The sequence below is a fragment of the Microbacterium sp. NPDC087665 genome (assembly GCF_044743285.1).
Lineage (GTDB): Bacteria > Actinomycetota > Actinomycetes > Actinomycetales > Microbacteriaceae > Microbacterium.
Genome location: NZ_JBIUWD010000001.1, coordinates 318,629 through 337,354, shown reverse-complemented (window position 1 = coordinate 337,354; position 18,726 = coordinate 318,629). Strand labels below are relative to the sequence as shown.

Below are 18,726 nucleotides of genomic sequence, written 5' to 3'. Positions count from 1 at the left end.
CGTGCAGGCGTCAGCGGAGGATGCCCTGGCGGCGGGCCTCGGAGACCGCCGCGGTGCGGGAGCTCACGTCGAGCTTCGAGAAGATGTGGGCGAGGTGCGACTTCACGGTCGTCTCGCTGACGAAGAGTTCCGCGGCGACGTCGGTGTTCGATCGCCCGGCGGCGACGAGTTCGAGCACCTGGATCTCGCGGCTGCTGAGACTGATCTGCGGGGCGCGCATTCGGTTGAGGAGCCGCGATGCGATGACGGGAGCCAGCGCGCTCTCGCCCGCGGAGGCCGCGCGCGCGGCCGCGATGAGTTCGTGCGGCGGGGCATCCTTCAGCAGGTAGCCGCTCGCCCCGGCCTCGACGGCGCTGAGGATGTCGGCATCCGAATCGTAATTCGTCAGCACCAGCACGTAGGGGGCCGCATCGAGGGCGCGGATGCGCCGGGTGGCGTCGGCGCCGGTGGATGCCTGGTGCGAACCGAACTGCAGGTCCATGAGCACGACGTCGGGGTTGTGGCTCTCGGCGAGCTCGACGGCCTCGTCGGGTGCGCCTGCTTCGGCGACGACCTCGAAGTCGGGTTCGAGGCTGAACAGCGCCCGGAGTCCGGCGCGCACGATGGGATGATCGTCGGCGATCACGAGCCGGATCATGCCGGCTCCGTCAGACGCAGATCGACGGCGAGGGTCGTTCCTCGGCCGGGCGACGAATCGACGGTGAGCGCTCCGCCGAGCTGCTGCACCCGCTCCGACGTGGCCTGCAGGCCGAACGAGTCCGACTTCTCGGCGGTGCCTTTCGCGCCGAGCAGCGGGTCGAATCCGACCCCGTCGTCGGTGATACTGAAGCGCAGCTGGTCGGCCTCGATCGCGAGCGTGATGGTTGCCGTGGTGGCGCGGGCGTGCTGGATGACGTTCGCGATCGCGCCCTGCGCGATGCGCAGCAGGGCGGTCTGCAGGTTCATCGGCAGGATCATCGTGTCGGAGACGCGCACCCGCACGTCGAGTCCCTGGCTCGCCCATTGGGTGCGGGCGAGACGCCGCAGCGCCCCACCCAGGGTCTGGTCGTCGAGTTGGGGCGGGGTCAGCTCGCGGATGAAGCGGCGGGCTTCGGCGAGGTTCGCCGCGGCGGTCTCACGGGCGAGTCGGATGTGCTCGATGCCGGGCCGGCCCGGGTCGGCCCGCTCGGCCGCGTGAAGGAGCATCTGGATGCTCGACAGCCCCTGGGCGAGGGTGTCGTGGATCTCGCGGGCGAGCCGCGCCCGCTCCGCGAGGACACCCGACTCGTGCTCGGTCACGGCCAGACGGCTCTGCGTCGCGATCAGTTCGGCGACGAGCGCCTCGCGTTGCTCGGCTTCGCGGGCGAGCGCCTGATAGCCGAGTCCGATCAGCAGGGCGACGCCGGCACCGACGAGCGGACCGACGACTCCGCCGACGCTCCATCCGCTGTGCAGACCGAGGGCGCAGATCGCGACCACGGTGGAGGCCAGGATCGCTGCCGACCCCCACCACCGGCCGAGAAGGTGCAGGTAGAGGAAGAACAGAGGGAACACCAGGTAGGCGGCATCCGGGATGAGCCACAGCAGCGCCACCCACTCGACGGTCAGGATCGCCAACCACACCCGCTGCAGCGCGCCGCGCGCGCGAAGGGAACGGGTCAGCGCCGCACCGAGCGCGTAGGTCGCCGCGAGCACGATCGCGACGACGATCACGGCGGCGCTCGCATCGGTCGGCGCGACGATCGCGCGCACGATCACGAGCGCGGTGAGGGCGATGAACAGCACGTGCAGACCGGTGCGCAGACCCACGAAGACGGGGGTCAGTGCGGTGTGTGCCATGGCCTGAACTTTACGCCGCCGCCCGAGTCGGGTCATCGTCCGAAAGGACGATTGACGACTCCGTACTCCGGCCGGGAAACGGTGTTCGGGTGGCCGATGACCGGGCAGGAGCCGACGGCGAGAGTGGAAGGGTCGCCGCATCCGGTGACAGGAAAGGTTCACCATGTTCGTCGCGTTACGCGATCTCCGCTTCGCCCGAGGCCGCTTCCTCCTGATCGGCACCGTCGTCGCCCTCATCACCGTTCTCGTCGGCTTCCTCAGTGGGCTGACGGGCGGTCTTGCGACCCAGAACGTCTCGGCGGTGCTTGCGCTGCCGGCCGACCGCATCGTGTTCTCGGCTCCCGCTGAGGGGGAGTCCGGAGCGAGCTTCGCCGACTCCGCCCTCACCGAGCAGCAGGCCACGGACTGGGCGGCGACCGCCGGCGTCACGAACGTACGGCCCGTCGGCATCAGCCAGACCCGCGGCGAGACCGGCGACACCCGCGCGGCGATCGCTGTCTTCGGCGTCGAACCCGGCTTCGAAGCCACCTCTCCCTCGGCGGACGGCCGTCTCGGCCTCTCCGACCCGGCTGCCGACGCCCTCGGCGCGGCCGTCGGAGATGACGTCACGATCGGCGGCACCACCTACACGGTCGAGAGCATCGGCGGCGACGGGTGGTACAGCCACACGCCCGTCGTGCAGATGACACTGCACGACTGGCAGGCATACTCCGCAGCGACCGGCAACCCCGATGCCTTCGCGACCGTGCTCGCGGTCACCGGCACTCCCGACTGGGACGCGGCCGATACCGCGAACAGCACCCTCTCGCAGACGTCGATCGAGTCGCTGATGGCGCTGAGCGCATTCCGCTCGGAGATCGGCTCGTTGCTGCTGATGGTCATGATGTTGTTCGGCATTTCCGGTCTCGTGATCGGTGCGTTCTTCACGGTGTGGACGATGCAGCGCAAGGGCGACGTCGCCGTGCTCAAAGCGCTGGGCGCCAGCACCGGGTCGCTCGTGCGCGACGCGCTCGGTCAGGCCCTGATCGTGCTGCTGCTGGGAATCGGGATCGGGCTGGGTCTCGTCGCCGTACTGGGCACTCTCGCCGGCTCCGCGCTGCCGTTCCTGCTCAGTCCGCTGACGACGCTTCTGCCGGGCGTGATCATGATCGTTCTCGGTCTGGCCGGCGCCGCCTTCGCCCTCCGTTCCGTCACCTCCGCCGATCCCCTCACCGCCCTCGGGAGCAACCGATGATCCGCCTGAACAACATCACCCTCACGTTCCTCGACGGCGATGGCCGCGTCACCGCCGTCGACGACGTCTCACTCACCGCCCACCCCGGCACCGTCACCGGCATCACCGGCCCCAGCGGCTCGGGCAAATCGAGCCTGCTCGCCGTCGCCGCGACCCTCATCCGCCCCGACGCGGGTCAGGTGCTGATCGACGACATCGACGCCACTCGGCTGAACGCCCGTGAGGCGACGGAGCTGCGCCGCGACAGCATCGGCATCGTGTTCCAGCAATCCAATCTGATCCCGGCGCTCACCGCCCGCGAGCAGCTGACCGTCATGAACGAGCTCGGCGCGCGGCACAGCCGTCGCCGGCGTGCGAAGGCGGCCGCCCGCGCGGATGAACTGCTGGATGCCGTCGGACTCGGCGATCAGAGAGACAAGCGGCCGCATCAGCTCTCGGGTGGCCAGCGTCAACGCGTCAACATCGCCCGGGCTCTGATGAACGACCCCCGCGTTCTTCTCGTCGACGAGCCGACGAGTGCTTTGGATCAGGAGCGCGGTGCGAGCATCATCGATCTCATCTTGCGTCTCGCCGACGAGTCGAACACGTCGACCCTGCTCGTGACGCACGACCTCGTGCACCTTCCGCGCATGCACGGCGTCGTCCACCTCGTCGACGGTCGACTGGTCGACGTGCCCGTGGGGGTGTGACGAGGCGCGAGCCGCGGCCCGCGCGGCGGCCGGCGGCTCAGCGTTCGCCGGGGACCGATCAGCGACGGATGCCGACGTAGACCGTGTTCGACGAGGTGCCGCCGGTGAGGCGGTTGTCGAAGTCGACGACGTGGGCGCGGGCGTCGTCGAACACCGCGGCGAGCGTGGTCATGAACTCGTCGTCGGGCGGGTCGTCCGACCAGAGGGCGAACACGCCGCGATCGGCGAGATGCCGCGCGAGCGCGGTGAGCCCCGCCTCGGTGTAGAGATCGGCGTGCGTCGGGTCGAGGGTGTGGCGGGGCGAGTGGTCGACGTCGAGCAGGATCGCATCGTGGCGTCGGGACGAGGCATCCGGCGCCTGGCGCACCACGGCGAAGAAGTCGTCGTGGGTCAGGGTGGTCCGCTCATCGCGCACGAGCTGCGGCGAGACAGGCAGCAGCTCGCGCTCGTGCCAGCCGATCACCGCGGGAAGGGCGTCGATCACCTCGAGGCGCGCGACGCGGGGGTCGGCGAGTGCGGTGACCGCCGTGTAGCCGAGTCCGAGCCCGCCGACGAGCACGCTGAGCCGGTCGCCCGTGGTGGCGGCGAGCCCGAGAGTGGCGAGTTCTTCTTCGGCGACCGTGAAGAGGCTCGACATCAGGTACTCGTCCTTGAGCTTGACCTCGTAGATCATCTCGCCCGTCGAGGGGTCTGCCCTGCGGCGCAGCACGAGCTCACCCATGCGCGTGTCCTGCCAGTCGAGTTCTTCGAACCCAGCGATCATGTCGACCCTCTCGTTGACAGCCCTCCCACCTTACGCAGGGTCAGGGTGTGGCGCGGTCGACCGGGTTCACGCCCCGACGAGGCGATTCGCTGCGAGACGGTTCAGGGAGACGTGCTGTTCGGCGGCGTCGAGTGCGAGCTGTCGGTGAGCCTCGGGGGTCAGGCGGACCATGAACTTTCCCGAGTATGAGCGATCGGCGATCGCTTCTGGGGCGGGCTCTCCGTTCTCCTCCATGTCTTTCAGCACGTCCGATACGAGGGCGCGGATGCCGAGGAATGCGTCGGGCTGCTTTTCCGCAATCCACGACAACGACGGAAGCTCGGCTACTGTGCCGACGAACGCTTCATCTTCGGCCGACCAACGGACTCGGTACGTGTAGTGGTCTGCGTCTACCGTGGTCATGATCTCTCCTCCTCGATCTTCTCGATCGCCGCGAGCACCTGGCGAACCTGGTATGGCTTTGCGGTTCCGTGGTCGTTCTGGATATTGACACGAGGATCTCCCTGCCAGGGCATTCGATACACCCGGTGGGAGGTTCCTTGCTGGCGAGGTTCTCCGAAGTAGTGATCGCAGACTTTGGCTAGATCTGCGAAACGAATTCCGACGGCACTGTCACGCATCTGTGTGAGCAGCTTCTCGATTCTCGCCATGCGATGAATAGTATCAATATTGATACTTTACGATCAAGATTGATATCTAGCGATCAAGACCGACACTCGATGTCCATCCGTTCGCTCCTCAATCCTGCGCGAGCAGCCCCGCCGCCCAGCGCCTCGCCACGGCGAACGGCTCGGGGAACGTCTCCATGCCGACCGTGACGATCGCCCCTTCGTAGAGCAGCATCATGGCCTCGGCCATCTCTGGGGCATCCTGTACGCCCGCCTCGGTGCACAGTTCTTCGAAGAGGTCGCGCAGCCAGGCCTTCTGGCGGGCGACCTCGGGGAACACCGGGTGACCGTCGTGGCCATCGCCGATCTCGGCGCGGGCATTGATGGCACTGCATCCCTTGGGGCTGTTCTCGTCGGACCACGAGATGGCGGCGTCGAAGATCGCGAGAACGCGGTCTGCTCCCGGCTCGGGCACGCGCGCCAGCTGCTCGGCGACGTGCACGCGCCAGCGGGCATCGCGGTGCTGCAGATACGAGACGACGAGCGCTTCTTTCGAGCCGAACCGGTCGTAGAGCGTCTTCTTCGTGACGCCGGCGGCCTCGGCGATCGTGTCGACGCCGACGGCGTGGATGCCGCGCTCGTAGAACAGCAGCGACGCGGCGTCGAGCACAAGGCGTGCGCCGGGCGTGAGGGGAGCGAGCTCGGGAACGGGCTGGGCCATGCGCCGAGTATACCAACCTGTATAGTCGCTGTCATGGGTAAACAGATCGGTGTACTTCAGGCGTCCGTGACCGTGCTGGCCGCGGTGGCGTTCGTCGTCACGTGGAGCTCCGGGTTCATCATCCCCGCGATCGCCACGGTCGACGTCTCGCCGATCACGCTCCTCGTCTGGCGGTTCGCCCCACTAGCCGTCGTGCTGCTCGTGATCGCGCACCTCTCGGGCGCCGCGAAAGGGGTGACGGCGAAAGACCTGTGCACCCAGGCCGCGATCGGACTGTTCGCGCAGTTCGGATACTGCGCGGCCGTCTACGCCGCCGTCGCCGCGGGCATCGCCACCGGCACGGTCGCCCTCATCGACGCGGTGCAGCCGCTCATCGTCGCCGTGCTCGTCGGCCCGGTGCTCGGACTCCGCGTGCGCGGCGCCCAGTGGGCAGGGCTCGCGGTCGGCGCGGTCGGTGTTCTGCTCGTCGTGCAGTCCCAGCTCGGAAGCTCCGACGCGCACCCGGCCGCCTATCTGCTGCCCGCGCTCGCGATGGTGTGCCTCATCGTGGGCACCTTCCTGCAGCGCCGCTCTTCGGTGCAGACCGGGGTGCTGCTGACACTGACCATCCACGTGACGGTGACGGCGGTGCTGCTGGTCGTGGTCGCCGCGGTGACGGGCTCGCTCGTGCCCCCGGCATCCGTCTCGTTCTGGCTGGCGGTCGTGCTCACCGCCGTGTCGCCGACCCTCGCGGCCTACGGCCTCTACTGGTGGCTGCTGCGCCGCGTGGGCATCACCGCGTTGCAGGCGTTGCTCTTCCTCATCGCGCCCGCCACGGCAGTGGGCGGCAGCATCCTGCTCGGAGAACCGCTTACTCTCGTGACCGTCGGCGGCTTCGTGCTCTGCGGGATCGGTGTCGCGGCGGTGCTCATGGGTGAAGCGAAGACACACGAATCTGCGACTGTCGCGTAATGAACGGCGCCTCGCTCCGTCTCATAAGTAGGTCCACGCGGCGGGGCCCATCGCAGATCTGAGAACGCCGCCTTCTGCGGAGGAACCATGCGGGCGACGGCGCACACCAACTTCTACACCTCGGCGGGCTCGGACTCTGTCATGAGCGTGCTGCAACAGATCACGGCCGACCTGAAGGCGGTCGACTGGCGTGTGGTCGACCGCCGCGCGGTCGCGTTCAGCACCCGGCGCACGATGTTCGCCGGCTCGAAAGAGGTGCGCGTGGTCGCCACTCCGTTGGCGGGCGGCTCCGACGTGCGGATCGTGCTGCACGCAGACGCCGGCCGCTCGGTGCGCGAAGCGACGACGCGGCGGGCGATCGAACGGCTCAGCACCCGTATTCAGTCGGCACTCGGCTGACCGGAATCGGCGAGAGCGCGGCACGTTGCGCACGATGTCGAGTCTTGCGGGGGAGCGGATGCCCCGGCCTATGCTGAGCGCATGGCCTGGACTCTCGAGCAGATCGCCGCGGCGATCCCTCAGCTGAACAACCCGAACGAGCCGATCCGCTACGAGATGAGCGGCACGCGGATCGTCGCGCGGTGGGACATCGTGCACGTCGCGTTCGTCGCGCTGCTGGGGGCGGGGACGATCGACAAGGAGTACACCCTGACCGTCGACCTCGATCCTGAGAAGGAGCGGTACTCGTACGAAGAGCACAAGGTCGACTCCGAGACGCACGGCTCCGTCAGCACTGACGGGACGCTCTCGTTCGGTGGTTCGAAGAGCACGTTCAAGGGAAAGCAGAAGAGCTTCTCGTTCGGCGCGGGCGCCGGCGCCCACGTCAGCGGCGGCGACACCAACCACACCTACAGCTATACGTTCGAGGACTCCCGCATCAAGCAGCCGCTCTTCGGTCTGCTCGAACAGGCCGGATACGAGCAGAAGAAGGGGTTGTTCGGGCGCCTCTTCGGCTGACCGGCACACGCACATGAAGAGACTCACCACACGCGCTGTCGCCCTGCTCGCCGGGGCGCTGCTGCTCAGCACCGGACTCGCGGGATGCTCGTCATCCGAGAAGACGATCGAATACACCGAGACGTCGGTCACGTTGGCGCCCGGTGAGGCGCTGGTCGTCGACTTCGGAGAGGTCAACGCGACGGTCGGCAACGAATGGGTGATCGTGCAACAGCCCGACGGATCGATCCTCGAAGAAGGCGAGCGGCGATCGAACTACCTGGGCGCTCCCGGCGAGACCGGGGCCTCGAGCGACCTCTCGTACCGCTTCGCCCCGGTCGGCGAGGGCACCACGGTGATCGAGTTCGAATACCGGTTCCGCGGATCGGTGCCCGAAGACGTCGAAGACCAGAAGACCGCGATGATCGAGGTCACGGTCGAGTAGTCGGGCCTGACGTCACGCCATCCGCAGCACGCACGAACGGTGTGGTCTGCCTGCTCAGCTCTTCGTGGGGCGAAGGCCGGCGGCGGGAAGGATGATGGCGTCGATGACCGAGGCCAGGAAATCACGATCCAGTCTCTTGCCGAGCATGAGGGTGTTGTAAGCGACCATCGCCGGGCCGATCATGCAGAGCTTCTCGATGTCGGCGTCGGCGGCGATCTCACCGCGCTCGACTGCTCGGCGGAAGAAGATGCGATTGGCGGCGGCGCGTGGCTCGACCAGCGCGTCGCGTGCCGCGTCGGCGATCTCGGGGTTACGAGCGATCAGGGAGACGATCCCTGCCATCACTTTGAGCTTGCGCTCACCGTCGCGGATGCCGGGCGGCTTGATCATCGCGATCAGGTCGCCTCGCAGCGTTCCGGTGTCGGGGAGGGTATCGAGGTCGATGACGCCCTTCATGCACACGACCGCGTCGAGCACGAGGTCGGGCTTCGATGCCCATCGTCGGTAAAGGGTGGCTTTTCCGGCCTTGGCGCGGGCGGCGACCATGTCGATCGTCATTCCGTCGTAGCCCGTCTCGGTGAGCACGTCGAGAGTTGCGTCGAGGATCTCGCGATCGCGAGAAGGGTCTCGCTTACGACCGAGCTTTGGAGCGGGCTGCTCGAGGTTGGTCTGCGTCATTGCGGCCTTCCCCTTCCTGTTGCTCTCACACACTACCAAGACCAATTCGAAACTGAACAATTCCGAAACTCTATATATCCGGAACTCCAGAGTATCGTATAGTGATCCGCATGTCTGAATCTTCCGCACCCGCAGTCGACAATCGTCGCTGGGTCACTCTCATCGTGGTCGGGCTCGCTCAGCTCATGGTCGTGCTCGACGCCACCGTCGTGAACATCGCTTTGCCATCGGCCCAGGCCGACCTCGGCTTCTCCGATGGCAACCGTCAATGGATCGTCACCGCATACTCCCTCGCCTTCGGAAGCCTTCTCCTCCTCGGCGGCCGCCTCTCCGACCTGATGGGGCGCAAGCGCACCTTCGTCATCGGTCTGATCGGGTTCGCGGTCGCTTCCGCGCTCGGCGGGGCAGCTGGTTCATTCGAGCTCCTCGTCGCCGCACGCGCGCTGCAGGGCGTTTTCGGTGCACTGCTCGCTCCCACGGCGCTCGCTGTGCTCACCACCACCTTCGTCGTGCCGAAGGAGCGCGCACGCGCCTTCGGCGTGTTCGGGGCGATCGCCGGCGCAGGGGGCGCCGTCGGCCTCCTCCTCGGAGGTTTCCTCACCGAGGCATTCGACTGGCGATGGAACCTCTACATCAACGTCGTGATCGCGGCGATCGCGCTCGTCGGCGCGCTCGCCTTCGTGCCGTCCGTCGCGCGCAGCGGACCGCGACCGAAGCTCGACCTTCCGGGAACCGTTCTCGTCTCCGCAGCCCTTTTCGGCCTGGTCTACGGTTTCTCGAATGCTGAGACCGATGGATGGGACTCGCCGCTGACATGGGGAATGCTCGTGGGGGCCGGCGTGCTTCTCGTCGTGTTCGTTCTCTGGCAGCGCCGCGCGGCACATCCGTTGCTCCCGCTCTCGATCGTTCTCGACCGCAACCGTGCAGCTGCCTACCTCTCGGTACTGATCGCCGGCGCGGGCATGTTCGGGATCTTCCTCTTCGTGACGTACTACTTGCAGATCACGCTCGGATACTCGCCCATCCAGACGGGGCTCTCGTTCCTGCCCATGATCGGAATGCTGGTGCTCGCCGCGCAGCTCGGTACGAACCTGCTCGTGCCGCGCCTCGGTCCGAAGGTCATGGTTCCGGCCGGCATGACGCTGGGGGCGATCGGGATGATCTGGCTCACCAGCCTCACTGCTTCGAGCGAGTACGTCCCGAACGTGCTTCTGCCGCTGATGACGCTCGGCTTCGCGATGGGCACGATCATGCCGGCTGCCATGCAGACGGCGACGCTCGGTGTCGATCGCCAGTTCGCAGGCGTCGCCTCGGCCATGGTCAACACGAGCCAGCAGGTGGGCGGCTCGATCGGCACTGCCGTGCTGAACACCCTCGCGGCCACCGCAGCGGCTGACTATCTTGCGGATCATGTTCCCGTCACCGAGGCGGCGGGCGTGCAGGCCGCGATCGCCAGCTATGCGACCGCGTACTGGTGGGGCGCCGGCTTCTTCGCCTTCGGCGCCGTGATGTCGGCGCTGCTGTTCCGGCGCCGCGGACAGGGGCTCTCTCTGAGCGATGCCCAGCGCGCTCCCATGGCGGAAGCCGAGCCGTCGATCGTCCACTGAGGTGCTGGTGCTCCTACCGTCATCACACTCGAGCGACCGGCACCAGCGTCACATCGCGCAGTTCGTCGCCGTCGATGGTGGCCGCCATGAGGGTGCACACGGGCTGCCGGCGGCGATCCGTCGGTGACCCGGGATTGAGCAGACGGATGCCGCGGGGCGTCGTCGAGTCCCACGGGATGTGGCTGTGACCGAAGACGAGCACGTCCAGGTCGTCGTCTGCGTAGGCCGCATCCATCCGCGCCTCCCGGCCGGCGGCTGACCCCGTCTCGTGCACGACGCCCACACGCAACTCTTCGATGCGTGCGACGGTGAACTCCGGCATCCGCTCGCGCAGCTCCGGTCCGTCGTTGTTACCCCACACCGCGATCAACCGTCGGGAGCGGGCTTCGAGGGCTTCGACGGTGGCGAGATCGACCCAGTCGCCGGCGTGCACGACGACGTCGGCCTCGTCGACCTGGCGCCAGACGTCGTCGGACAGCCGCTTCGCCCGCGTGGGCAGGTGCGTATCGGAGATGAGCAGGAGGCGTGTCGCCATGTCGGGGGTCTCCCATCGACGTCTGAGCGGATCAGATCAGTCTCTCGCGCAGAGCGAACGGCGGCGACGGGCTTGACGAGCCGGGCATGGTGTCGCCCCGGGACTGGGGAGAGCCCGGGGCGACGAGGATCTGGAGGATCCATGGGGTGGGGTGCCCCACGGCCATTGAGCCTCATCCGAGCCCGCGGGCGATAGAGCGAGCCAGGGTGAATCCGTGGGTGAATTTCGGTCGACCTGGGAGCCGCCGCTGGATCCGGGGAGACCGGGAGAGGGTGATTTTGAGGGTGAGATTTGTATCGCGGTATATCGCTGCTGTTCTCCCCTCCGTCAGACTCTCCGACGAACGTGCATGTCGGTCGACTCCGTGGGGGACGTGACGCTCAGGATTCCGTTACCTGGTCGTTACAAATAACGTCGTGAGCTTTTCGGTCATTGCTCGTATCAATGGGTGACACGTCGCTACCCGGCGACGGCACAGGGTCGGGGAGGCCTCTGATGAAACTGAACGACGCTTTGGCGCGTCTGCTGTCGACGCGACAGTACAACGCCCGAACCACACGAACCACCGAGACGCAGCACGGGGCTCCGCGCCACCGCGTGCGAACTGCAGTTGCCGCCGGAGCATCCGGCCTGATGGTCCTGCTGTCGCTCGCAGGCATGCCGATCGCCGCGAACGCCGCGGGTGAGACCCTGCAGATCACATTGACCCAGGCCACCGGCACGGTGCCCTTTGACGCCGACGATGCTGCCGGGCACGATTCCTCGGCGACGAACGACATCGTGCGCACCAACGACACGGTCGCCTACACGGTCGGCGTGCGCTACGAGGGTGGCGACCAGACCAATCCCGTCATCACTTTCACTCTCCCCAAGGGCGAAGAACTCATCTCGCTACCCGCCTACTGTCTTCAGCCGGGTTCGTCGGAGACGCCCGCTGACATTCCCGATCCGGTGATCCCGGTCACGGCGACCTCCTGGACCACGTTGCCTGCGCAGACGATCGTGTGCGAGGTCGCTCCGCAGGCTGCGGGAACGGCACTCGACTACACCTTCCTCTCGGTTGTGCGTCCCGAGGTGCCCAATGGCACCGCGCTCGACCCGGTCACGGTTCAGGTGACCTCCGACCAGGTGACGACCCCGGTCGTCTCCGACCCCGTCAACCACTCCGTCTCGGCTGCTCCTCAGTTCGATCTCTCGAAGCGGTTGAACGGCACCACCGACACCACGGGGCCGTTGTTCAGCCAGTACATCCCCTGCAGCTTCGACAACGCCCAGACGTGTCGCTGGACCGAGTACCCGCTGACCATTTCCGCCCCCGCCGGCGGAAAGGGTATTGCGCCTCTGGCAACTCCGATCACCTTCACCGACGACCTCAGCCCCGATGTGTTCTATCCGGCAGGCAGCACCTCCGACCCGGATTGGATCGCAGCCGGTGCAGGTGCCGCCGACAAGTACGGCGCCCGGATGGTGGGCTGTGGAGGCACAGGTTCTCTGAACCTGCACGGCTTCATTCCGAACCAGTCGGGTGGCTCCGTGACGAACGTCCGCGCGGTGCGCAACAGCGGCACGATCACGTGCGCGCAGCCCGGTGGGCCCGGAACCCCCGTGCAGTTCACAATCACCGGGGCAGACACCACCGCGGTCACGTACCCCAGCCAGAACACCGATGGCGGTGCGCTGCCGGCCAACCTCGCTTTGGTGGTCTCGACCACGATCATCGTCGAGATTCCGCTCACCGCCATCACCGACCTGGGAACAGCGTCGGGGAACACGTTCGCTCTCGCGACACACAACACGTTCACCGACGTCGTCGCCGCCGATGTCACCGGCCAGCCCAGCATCGACAACCCCGCGAACAATGTGCGCGATACCGTTGAGCGCCTCGAAGTCAGCGATGGAGAGATTGCGAAGGCTTTCGTCGGCATCACCGGCCGCGAGGGAAACACCGGGCCTTCCGGCTTCGGCGGCGTATGGGAGGGTCTGCCCGGATCGAGCTCGTACCGCGACGGCAACACCGTCGTCGTCAAGGACCAGACCGTGATCAGCGCCCTGACCTACTCGCGTTACGACATTCCGCCGAACTCGGGGACGCAGTACTCCAACACGTCGATCATGTGCGACGTGTGGGATGACACGAAGCTGGGCCTGCCGTCGACCTTCGCATACGCGGGTGCGGCGTCGACCAACCTTCGTGCGCCGTCGAACGGGTCTCCCGTATGGATGGCATCCGAGTACTCCGGCGGTGCCATCGCAACGGATCCCGCTCCGTCGGGCCTGAGGTTCCAGTACAGCTACACCCCCACCCCGGGCCCGGGCACCGCATCGTCGTGCGCTACCGGTCAGTGGTTCGACAGTCCGGCGCAGGTACCGGGTGCCACGCTCGTCGACGGTGTCTGGCAGGGCGTGAACCAGGTTCGCGCCTCGTTCACCGACCGGGCAGCGACCACGGCGGGTGCGTACCAGCTCAACATCGCGATCGCTCTCGAGGTCGTCTCGACCGACGCGACCGGTACCGTGCTGCCCAACTGGGCCAGCCGGATGGTCTCGACCGGTGTGAAATCGCTCGAGGCTGTGATCACGGCTCCGGATCGCCGGGATAACAACTCCACCTACGACCCGGCGACTGCCGGCGGAGGCCTGGGCGACCGGCTCATCCTCGGTGCGGCCAACGCTCGCATCGTGAAGTTCGTGAAGAACCCCACCACGGGCGAGTACACGAACACCGCCGTTCCGCAGTACACCGCGGGATCGATGATCGACTACCGCCTGAACCCCAGCCTCACAGCTGATGTCTCAGCAGGCACGTTCTCGGACGTGAGTGTGGAGGACTGCCTGCCCGAGTACCAGATGTTCGTATCCTCGGCCCGCGAAAGCGGGGCGGCCTTGGCGCCGACGGTTGTTCAGCAGGGTTCCCCTGCCGGCGCGGGTCTGACGTGTGCGGCCGGCGAGACCTACCTCCGGTGGGATCTCGGTTCACAGGAGGTGAACGTCCCGATCGACCCGATCGTCTACACGGTCGAGGTGCTCGCGACGGTTCGCAACGCGACCTACACCAACACGACTCTGGTGAGCTCGCCCGCAGACGGCTCGTCCGCCGCGGCACGCACCGACACGGCGCAGGTCCTGATCGAGGTTCCGACCGGCATCAAGGTCGCCAAGTCGGTCGACAAGCCGGTCGTCGAGGTCACCCCCGACGACGCGACGACTCCTCGTGGCTTCACGTGGACGGTGGACTTCGCGAACATCGACTCGCCGCAGAACGTGTCGAACGTCGATGTGATCGACGTGCTTCCGGCCAACGGGCTCGGCGGCAGTCAGTTCACCGGCACGCTCACGCTCGATTCGGTCACCCCGACGGGTGGGACGACGGGTGTCGACGTGCTCTACACGGCAACCCCGTCTGCACAGTTGGCGGCCGACCCGGACGACGCGACCAACGGGGCCTCCGGCTCGACCGTATGGTGCGACGCACCGTCCGGCGGCAGCGTGGTCTCCGGTTCGGGAACGGACGCCGACTGCCCGACGTCGCTCGACGCGGCCACCGGTCTGCGGTTCCTGCGCGATGGCGCGTTCACGCCGACCGACACGTTGAAGATGACGATCGCCATGACGCCGCGCGGTAATGCGCACGGCGACATCTACGAGAACCGCACTGCCGGTCGCGTCGATGGAGTTTCGCTGCCGGTCGGTCCTGCCATCCGTCAGGTCAACGTCGTCGCCTCGCAGATCGGTGACCGCGTCTGGGACGACCTCAACTCCAACGGCATCCTCGATGCGGGCGAGCCCGCCATCGTGGGCATGACGGTGACGTTGAGCGGCACCGACGTCGACGGCAACGCCATCACGGCGACCTCGGTCACCGACCCCCTCGGCCGGTACATCTTCCAGGGCCTTCCGTCTGGCACCTACACGGTGACGTTCGACAAGGCGTGGGCAGACGACCACGGCTACGCGTTCACGACGCAGACCGCCGGCACCGACGCGACGATCGATTCGGATGCTGATCCGGCCACCGGAGTCGCGGGTCCGATCGCGCTCGGGGTGAACGAGGAGCGACTCGACATCGATGCCGGACTCGTGCGGATCCTCGGCGGTCTCGTGATCGTCAAGGACATCGCGGGAGCAGGATCGGGACAGGCCACCGGCCCGTTCGAATTCAGCGTGGTCTGCACCCTGGAAGACGCGACGGTCTATGAGGGCACCGTGACGCTCGATCGCATCAACGAGTCGACGACTCTGACGAGCGAGCGGATCGGCGACATCCCGGTCGGGGCATCCTGCCTCGTCACGGAGACCAACACGGGAGGCGCCGACGAGACGCCGGCCCCGGTCACCGTCCTCATCGTCACCAACGACGATGACAACACGGTCACCGCAGGGTTCGTGAACGAGTTCTCGGCCGGCACTATCGCGGTCGAGAAGGTGCTCGCGGGAACGGGCGCGAACACCGATGCCGTGAAGGCCAAGGTGTTCACGGTCGAGGTGACCTGCCAGGTGCTGCTCGACGATGTCGAAGGCCCCGTGACCGTGTTCTCGCAGGCGGTGCAGATCAAGGGCGGACAGACCGTCACCCTCGAGGATGCCAATGGCGAGCCCATCCTGTTGCCGCTCGGTTCCGTCTGCTTCGGCGTCGAGACCGACAACGGGGGCGCGAAGACGGCGGTCGTGGACTACGACAGCTTCGAGAACGGTGTGACCGTCGAATCCGGGACTCCCGACGAGCTCCAGGCTCTGAAGGTCACGGCGACGAACACCTTCGATGCGGTCGTTCCGCCGGCGCCGACGGGTCCGACCTCGGGCCTGGCGATCACGGGAGCCGACCCGACGTGGCTGCTGATCATGGCGCTGCTTCTGCTCGGTGGCGGGGGAACCTTCCTGGTGATGCGGCGACGCAACCGGGTGGATACCCAGGTCTGAGTTCCTGATTGGCGCGGGTGGTGGTGGGTCGGGGGACCCGCCGCCACCCGCTCCGGCCCAGGGGAGGCCAGACATGGCGGAGCCAGAGACTTCGCACGATGAGGGCGACGACGAGTCGGCCCTCATTCTGGCGGCTGCGGCCGGCGACCGGCAGGCTGCGGGAGAGTACTTCGCCCGCACTCTGCCCCGGTTGTCGGCGATCGCACGCCGCGTCGCCGGAACGTCGCACGATCCCGGAGATCTGCTCGGTGATGCGCTCGTCATCATCCTGTCGAAGTGGGCAGACGGAACCGGACCCACCGATTTCGTACCGGCGTACATCGCCCAGACCATGCGCAACCGCATGAAGGACGACTTCAAGTCGCCGCGATCGAAGGTGCGGTACTTCGACGACGACGACGATCCCGCGGCACGCGAAGACCCGCGCATCCGCCGGGTCGAGATCGATGCGGAGCTCACCCTCATCCGTCGCGCGATGGCCGAGCTGCCCGCAGACCAGCAACTCATCCTGACCGCGACGATCGTCGAGGGCATCAAGCCGGGCGACCTGCAGGAACGACTCGCGCGGCCGATGACGGCGATCTACTCGCTCGCGCACCGGGCGCGCGCGAACCTGCGGCGTGCGACCCTGCGACTCATCCTCGAAGAAGATGCCAACCCGGAGTGCTACGCCGCCGCCCAGCACCTGCCCGAGCACGTCGAGAACTCGCCCGACGACATCCGCGGCAGCCGGTTCACCGCGCACTACAAGACCTGCCGGCGCTGCCGACGTGCGTGGGGAAGGTTCGGAGCGCTCGCGACTCTCGGCCTGGCACCGCTGCTCGTGATCGGAGACCTGCTGCTGGGTGCGCCCGCTCCGGCCCAGGCCAGTGAAGACGACGAGACCGACGACGACCAGTCTCAGAAAGACCAGCCGGGATCGTCACAGCCGGCTTCTCAGCCGGGGGCTCCGAGTTCCGGGCAGGCGAGTGCGGGCCCGCCCGCTGGTCAGCCCGCTGCCCCGTCTGCCTCTGCGCCGGCGCAGCCCGCGCCCGGGGCATCCGGTGCGAACTCTGCGCCCTCGGCCAGTCCCGCACCCGCCGCCACGCGGCTGGCCGTGTCGGTCGCGGTCGCCGCGAGCACGATCGGCGCGGCGATCCTCGCGTTCCTCGCCGTGGCCTTCGTCACGCAGACGTTCTGGTTCACGCCGAAGCCGACGGCATCGCTCACCGTGCTGGCCGAGACGCCGTCGGTCTCGCTCACCCGGCTCGACGTCGACTTCGACATCGACGGTGAATCGTGGACGATCCGCACCGCCCGCTTCGTGCTCTCCGAACCCGTCGAGGTGCAGCAGGCGCCCGAGGGGTGGGCGTGCTCAGCCGACGGAGAGGTCGTGACCTGCTCGACCGCGTTGATCGACGCCGACGGCGGGATGCTCGTGCTCGCCCACTCGCCGTCGATCCCGCGCCTGAAGTATGACGCGGAGGTCGTGGCCGTCACCGACAGCGGTGCAACGGTGGTCGGTACCTACGGCGACACCGTCGTCCGCTGATATACCGCTTGATTCTCGAAAATCCCGATGGATTCGACGCGCGACGTCGTGTCAGAGATGTGGGGTCCCAACCTCACCGGTGTGTCCGGCCTCCCCAATACGGGCACACGGGGTGGGGGTCCGCCCGTGGCCTCCACCCAAGGGGGAGTTAGCGGATGTTCCGGGCGAGGTGCCCGTCCAGTGTGAAGAGCTCGTGCTGCCAGGGGCTGGCGCCCGTGGTGACCAGGTCGGCGATGGCGCGTCCGTACACGGGCGCGAATTTGAATCCATAGCCCGACATTCCGACGGCGACGGTGACGCGCCCGTCGTCGAGCGTGTCGATGATGGGCATCTTGTCGCGGGTCTCCGAGTCGGAGTGCAGCGACCAACGCACGGGGTCGGGAACCAGATCAGGGAGGAGGCGCTCGGCCTGCTCGCCGATCCACCGCAATTGCTCACGGCTGATGCCGGTGGGGCGGTCCTCGAAGGTGACGGCCTCCTGGAGGCGGAGGTAGGGGCAGAACTTGATGCTGTACCCGTCGAGGGTGGGTGCCCCGAACGCATGGAGGTCACCGAGGTCGCGGAGGAACGCGGGGAAGCAGGAAGGTGCGAACTGCTCGATGTGACGCGGCATCAGCCACGTCAGCAGGTACGTGCTGACGGTCAGGAGCTGTTCGAGGTCGGGGAGTACTTTCGACGTCCACGCCCCGGTCGTGATCACGACCTGTCGTGCCCGCACTTCCCCCTCGCTCGTGGTGACGACGACGCCGTCTCCCGAGGTATCGATACCCAACACCTCGGTGTTGAAAGACACCTCGGCGCCGCAGCGGATGGCCTCCTGCGTTGCCGCATGCACGGCGACTTCGGGGCGAAGGCCTCCGGCCTGGGGATCGACGATGCCGATGTCGTCGTCCTCGACATGGAACTGGGGGTAGCGCGCGCGCACCTCGTCTGCTGACAGCTGCTCATGCGGGAGGACGAAGTCCGCGATCGCTCGTTGAGTCGCGATGATGTCGGGGTGGGTACCGGGCCCGAGGCTGAGAACACCGCATTGGACGAGGATCTCGCGCCGGGACGCCTGCTCGAGCTCGAGCCAGAGCTCCCGGGATCGCTGCAGGATCGGAACATACAGCTCGCCCTCTTTGGCGGCTACGCGAAAGAGTCGAGACTCTCCCGCATACGCACCGTTGGGATGCACCGGACCATACTGTTCGATGCCGAGCACCTTCTGTCGAGTCGTCGACGCGAGCTGCCAGAGCGCCATCGAGCCCATCGTTCCCAGACCGATCACGACGATGTCTGCGCTGCGCATAC

General features: G+C 67.2%; 18 protein-coding genes. 9 read left to right on the top strand and 9 right to left on the bottom strand.

Going from position 1 to position 18,726, the window contains the following annotated elements:
- Positions 1 to 10: 10 nt before the first annotated feature.
- Complete coding sequence (locus ACIOSY_RS01615) at positions 11 to 637, bottom strand: response regulator (protein WP_400847963.1); 627 nt, start codon at positions 635 to 637, stop codon at positions 11 to 13.
- On the bottom strand, positions 634 to 1,818 hold the full coding sequence (locus tag ACIOSY_RS01610) for a sensor histidine kinase (protein WP_400847960.1): 1,185 nt from the start codon (positions 1,816 to 1,818) through the stop codon (positions 634 to 636). Before ACIOSY_RS01610 ends, ACIOSY_RS01615 begins: the two co-directional genes overlap by 4 nt.
- A gap of 163 nt (positions 1,819 to 1,981) precedes the next feature.
- Between ACIOSY_RS01610 and ACIOSY_RS01605 the strand changes: the two genes are divergently transcribed.
- Positions 1,982 to 3,052, top strand: a complete 1,071-nt coding sequence (locus tag ACIOSY_RS01605; RefSeq protein WP_400847957.1) for an FtsX-like permease family protein — start codon at positions 1,982 to 1,984, stop codon at positions 3,050 to 3,052.
- Complete coding sequence (locus ACIOSY_RS01600) at positions 3,049 to 3,741, top strand: ABC transporter ATP-binding protein (RefSeq protein ID WP_400847954.1); 693 nt, start codon at positions 3,049 to 3,051, stop codon at positions 3,739 to 3,741. The genes ACIOSY_RS01605 and ACIOSY_RS01600 overlap by 4 nt, the downstream gene beginning before the upstream one ends.
- A 58-nt stretch (positions 3,742 to 3,799) precedes the next feature.
- Here the strand turns inward: ACIOSY_RS01600 and ACIOSY_RS01595 are convergent, their stop codons facing one another.
- The 4 genes from ACIOSY_RS01595 to ACIOSY_RS01580 all read right to left on the bottom strand — a co-directional run bounded on the left by ACIOSY_RS01595 (position 3,800) and on the right by ACIOSY_RS01580 (position 5,833).
- On the bottom strand, positions 3,800 to 4,504 hold the full coding sequence (locus tag ACIOSY_RS01595) for a spermidine synthase (RefSeq protein WP_400847951.1): 705 nt from the start codon (positions 4,502 to 4,504) through the stop codon (positions 3,800 to 3,802).
- 66 nt (positions 4,505 to 4,570) lie between these two features.
- Positions 4,571 to 4,906 carry a type II toxin-antitoxin system HicB family antitoxin gene (locus ACIOSY_RS01590; RefSeq protein WP_400847948.1) on the bottom strand — a complete coding sequence of 112 codons (336 nt, stop codon included), beginning with the start codon at positions 4,904 to 4,906 and terminating at the stop codon, positions 4,571 to 4,573.
- Positions 4,903 to 5,154, bottom strand: a complete 252-nt coding sequence (locus tag ACIOSY_RS01585) for a toxin HicA (RefSeq protein WP_400847945.1) — start codon at positions 5,152 to 5,154, stop codon at positions 4,903 to 4,905. Before ACIOSY_RS01585 ends, ACIOSY_RS01590 begins: the two co-directional genes overlap by 4 nt.
- Positions 5,155 to 5,242: 88 nt before the next feature.
- The gene (locus tag ACIOSY_RS01580; RefSeq protein WP_400847942.1) at positions 5,243 to 5,833 is read right to left on the bottom strand and encodes a TetR/AcrR family transcriptional regulator; all 591 of its coding nucleotides are present in this window, start codon (positions 5,831 to 5,833) and stop codon (positions 5,243 to 5,245) included.
- A 33-nt stretch (positions 5,834 to 5,866) separates the two neighbouring features.
- Between ACIOSY_RS01580 and ACIOSY_RS01575 the strand changes: the two genes are divergently transcribed.
- The 4 genes from ACIOSY_RS01575 to ACIOSY_RS01560 all read left to right on the top strand — a co-directional run bounded on the left by ACIOSY_RS01575 (position 5,867) and on the right by ACIOSY_RS01560 (position 8,165).
- Complete coding sequence (locus ACIOSY_RS01575) at positions 5,867 to 6,784, top strand: DMT family transporter (RefSeq protein ID WP_400847939.1); 918 nt, start codon at positions 5,867 to 5,869, stop codon at positions 6,782 to 6,784.
- A gap of 141 nt (positions 6,785 to 6,925) precedes the next feature.
- Entirely contained in the window at positions 6,926 to 7,183 is a 258-nt protein-coding gene (locus ACIOSY_RS01570; protein ID WP_400847936.1) for a hypothetical protein, read from the top strand.
- A gap of 81 nt (positions 7,184 to 7,264) precedes the next feature.
- The gene (locus tag ACIOSY_RS01565) at positions 7,265 to 7,741 is read left to right on the top strand and encodes a hypothetical protein (protein ID WP_400847933.1); all 477 of its coding nucleotides are present in this window, start codon (positions 7,265 to 7,267) and stop codon (positions 7,739 to 7,741) included.
- A gap of 13 nt (positions 7,742 to 7,754) precedes the next feature.
- Entirely contained in the window at positions 7,755 to 8,165 is a 411-nt protein-coding gene (locus ACIOSY_RS01560) for a hypothetical protein (RefSeq protein WP_400847930.1), read from the top strand.
- 54 nt (positions 8,166 to 8,219) lie between these two features.
- Here ACIOSY_RS01560 and ACIOSY_RS01555 read toward each other — a convergent pair whose 3' ends face one another.
- Entirely contained in the window at positions 8,220 to 8,843 is a 624-nt protein-coding gene (locus tag ACIOSY_RS01555) for a TetR/AcrR family transcriptional regulator (RefSeq protein ID WP_400847927.1), read from the bottom strand.
- A gap of 110 nt (positions 8,844 to 8,953) precedes the next feature.
- Here ACIOSY_RS01555 and ACIOSY_RS01550 point away from each other — a divergent pair, with 110 nt between their 5' ends.
- Entirely contained in the window at positions 8,954 to 10,450 is a 1,497-nt protein-coding gene (locus ACIOSY_RS01550; protein ID WP_400847924.1) for an MFS transporter, read from the top strand.
- A gap of 22 nt (positions 10,451 to 10,472) precedes the next feature.
- Here ACIOSY_RS01550 and ACIOSY_RS01545 read toward each other — a convergent pair whose 3' ends face one another.
- Positions 10,473 to 10,985 carry a metallophosphoesterase family protein gene (locus ACIOSY_RS01545; protein WP_400847921.1) on the bottom strand — a complete coding sequence of 171 codons (513 nt, stop codon included), beginning with the start codon at positions 10,983 to 10,985 and terminating at the stop codon, positions 10,473 to 10,475.
- A gap of 495 nt (positions 10,986 to 11,480) precedes the next feature.
- Between ACIOSY_RS01545 and ACIOSY_RS01540 the strand changes: the two genes are divergently transcribed.
- The gene (locus tag ACIOSY_RS01540; protein ID WP_400847915.1) at positions 11,481 to 15,902 is read left to right on the top strand and encodes an SdrD B-like domain-containing protein; all 4,422 of its coding nucleotides are present in this window, start codon (positions 11,481 to 11,483) and stop codon (positions 15,900 to 15,902) included.
- A gap of 73 nt (positions 15,903 to 15,975) precedes the next feature.
- Positions 15,976 to 17,433, top strand: a complete 1,458-nt coding sequence (locus ACIOSY_RS01535) for a sigma-70 family RNA polymerase sigma factor (RefSeq protein ID WP_400847911.1) — start codon at positions 15,976 to 15,978, stop codon at positions 17,431 to 17,433.
- Positions 17,434 to 17,581: 148 nt separating this feature from the next.
- On the opposite strand, the gene solA is transcribed toward ACIOSY_RS01535, so the two are convergent.
- Positions 17,582 to 18,724 (bottom strand): N-methyl-L-tryptophan oxidase, encoded by a 1,143-nt coding sequence (solA, locus tag ACIOSY_RS01530; protein ID WP_400847908.1) that lies wholly within the window; start codon positions 18,722 to 18,724, stop codon positions 17,582 to 17,584.
- Positions 18,725 to 18,726: the final 2 nt, after the last annotated feature.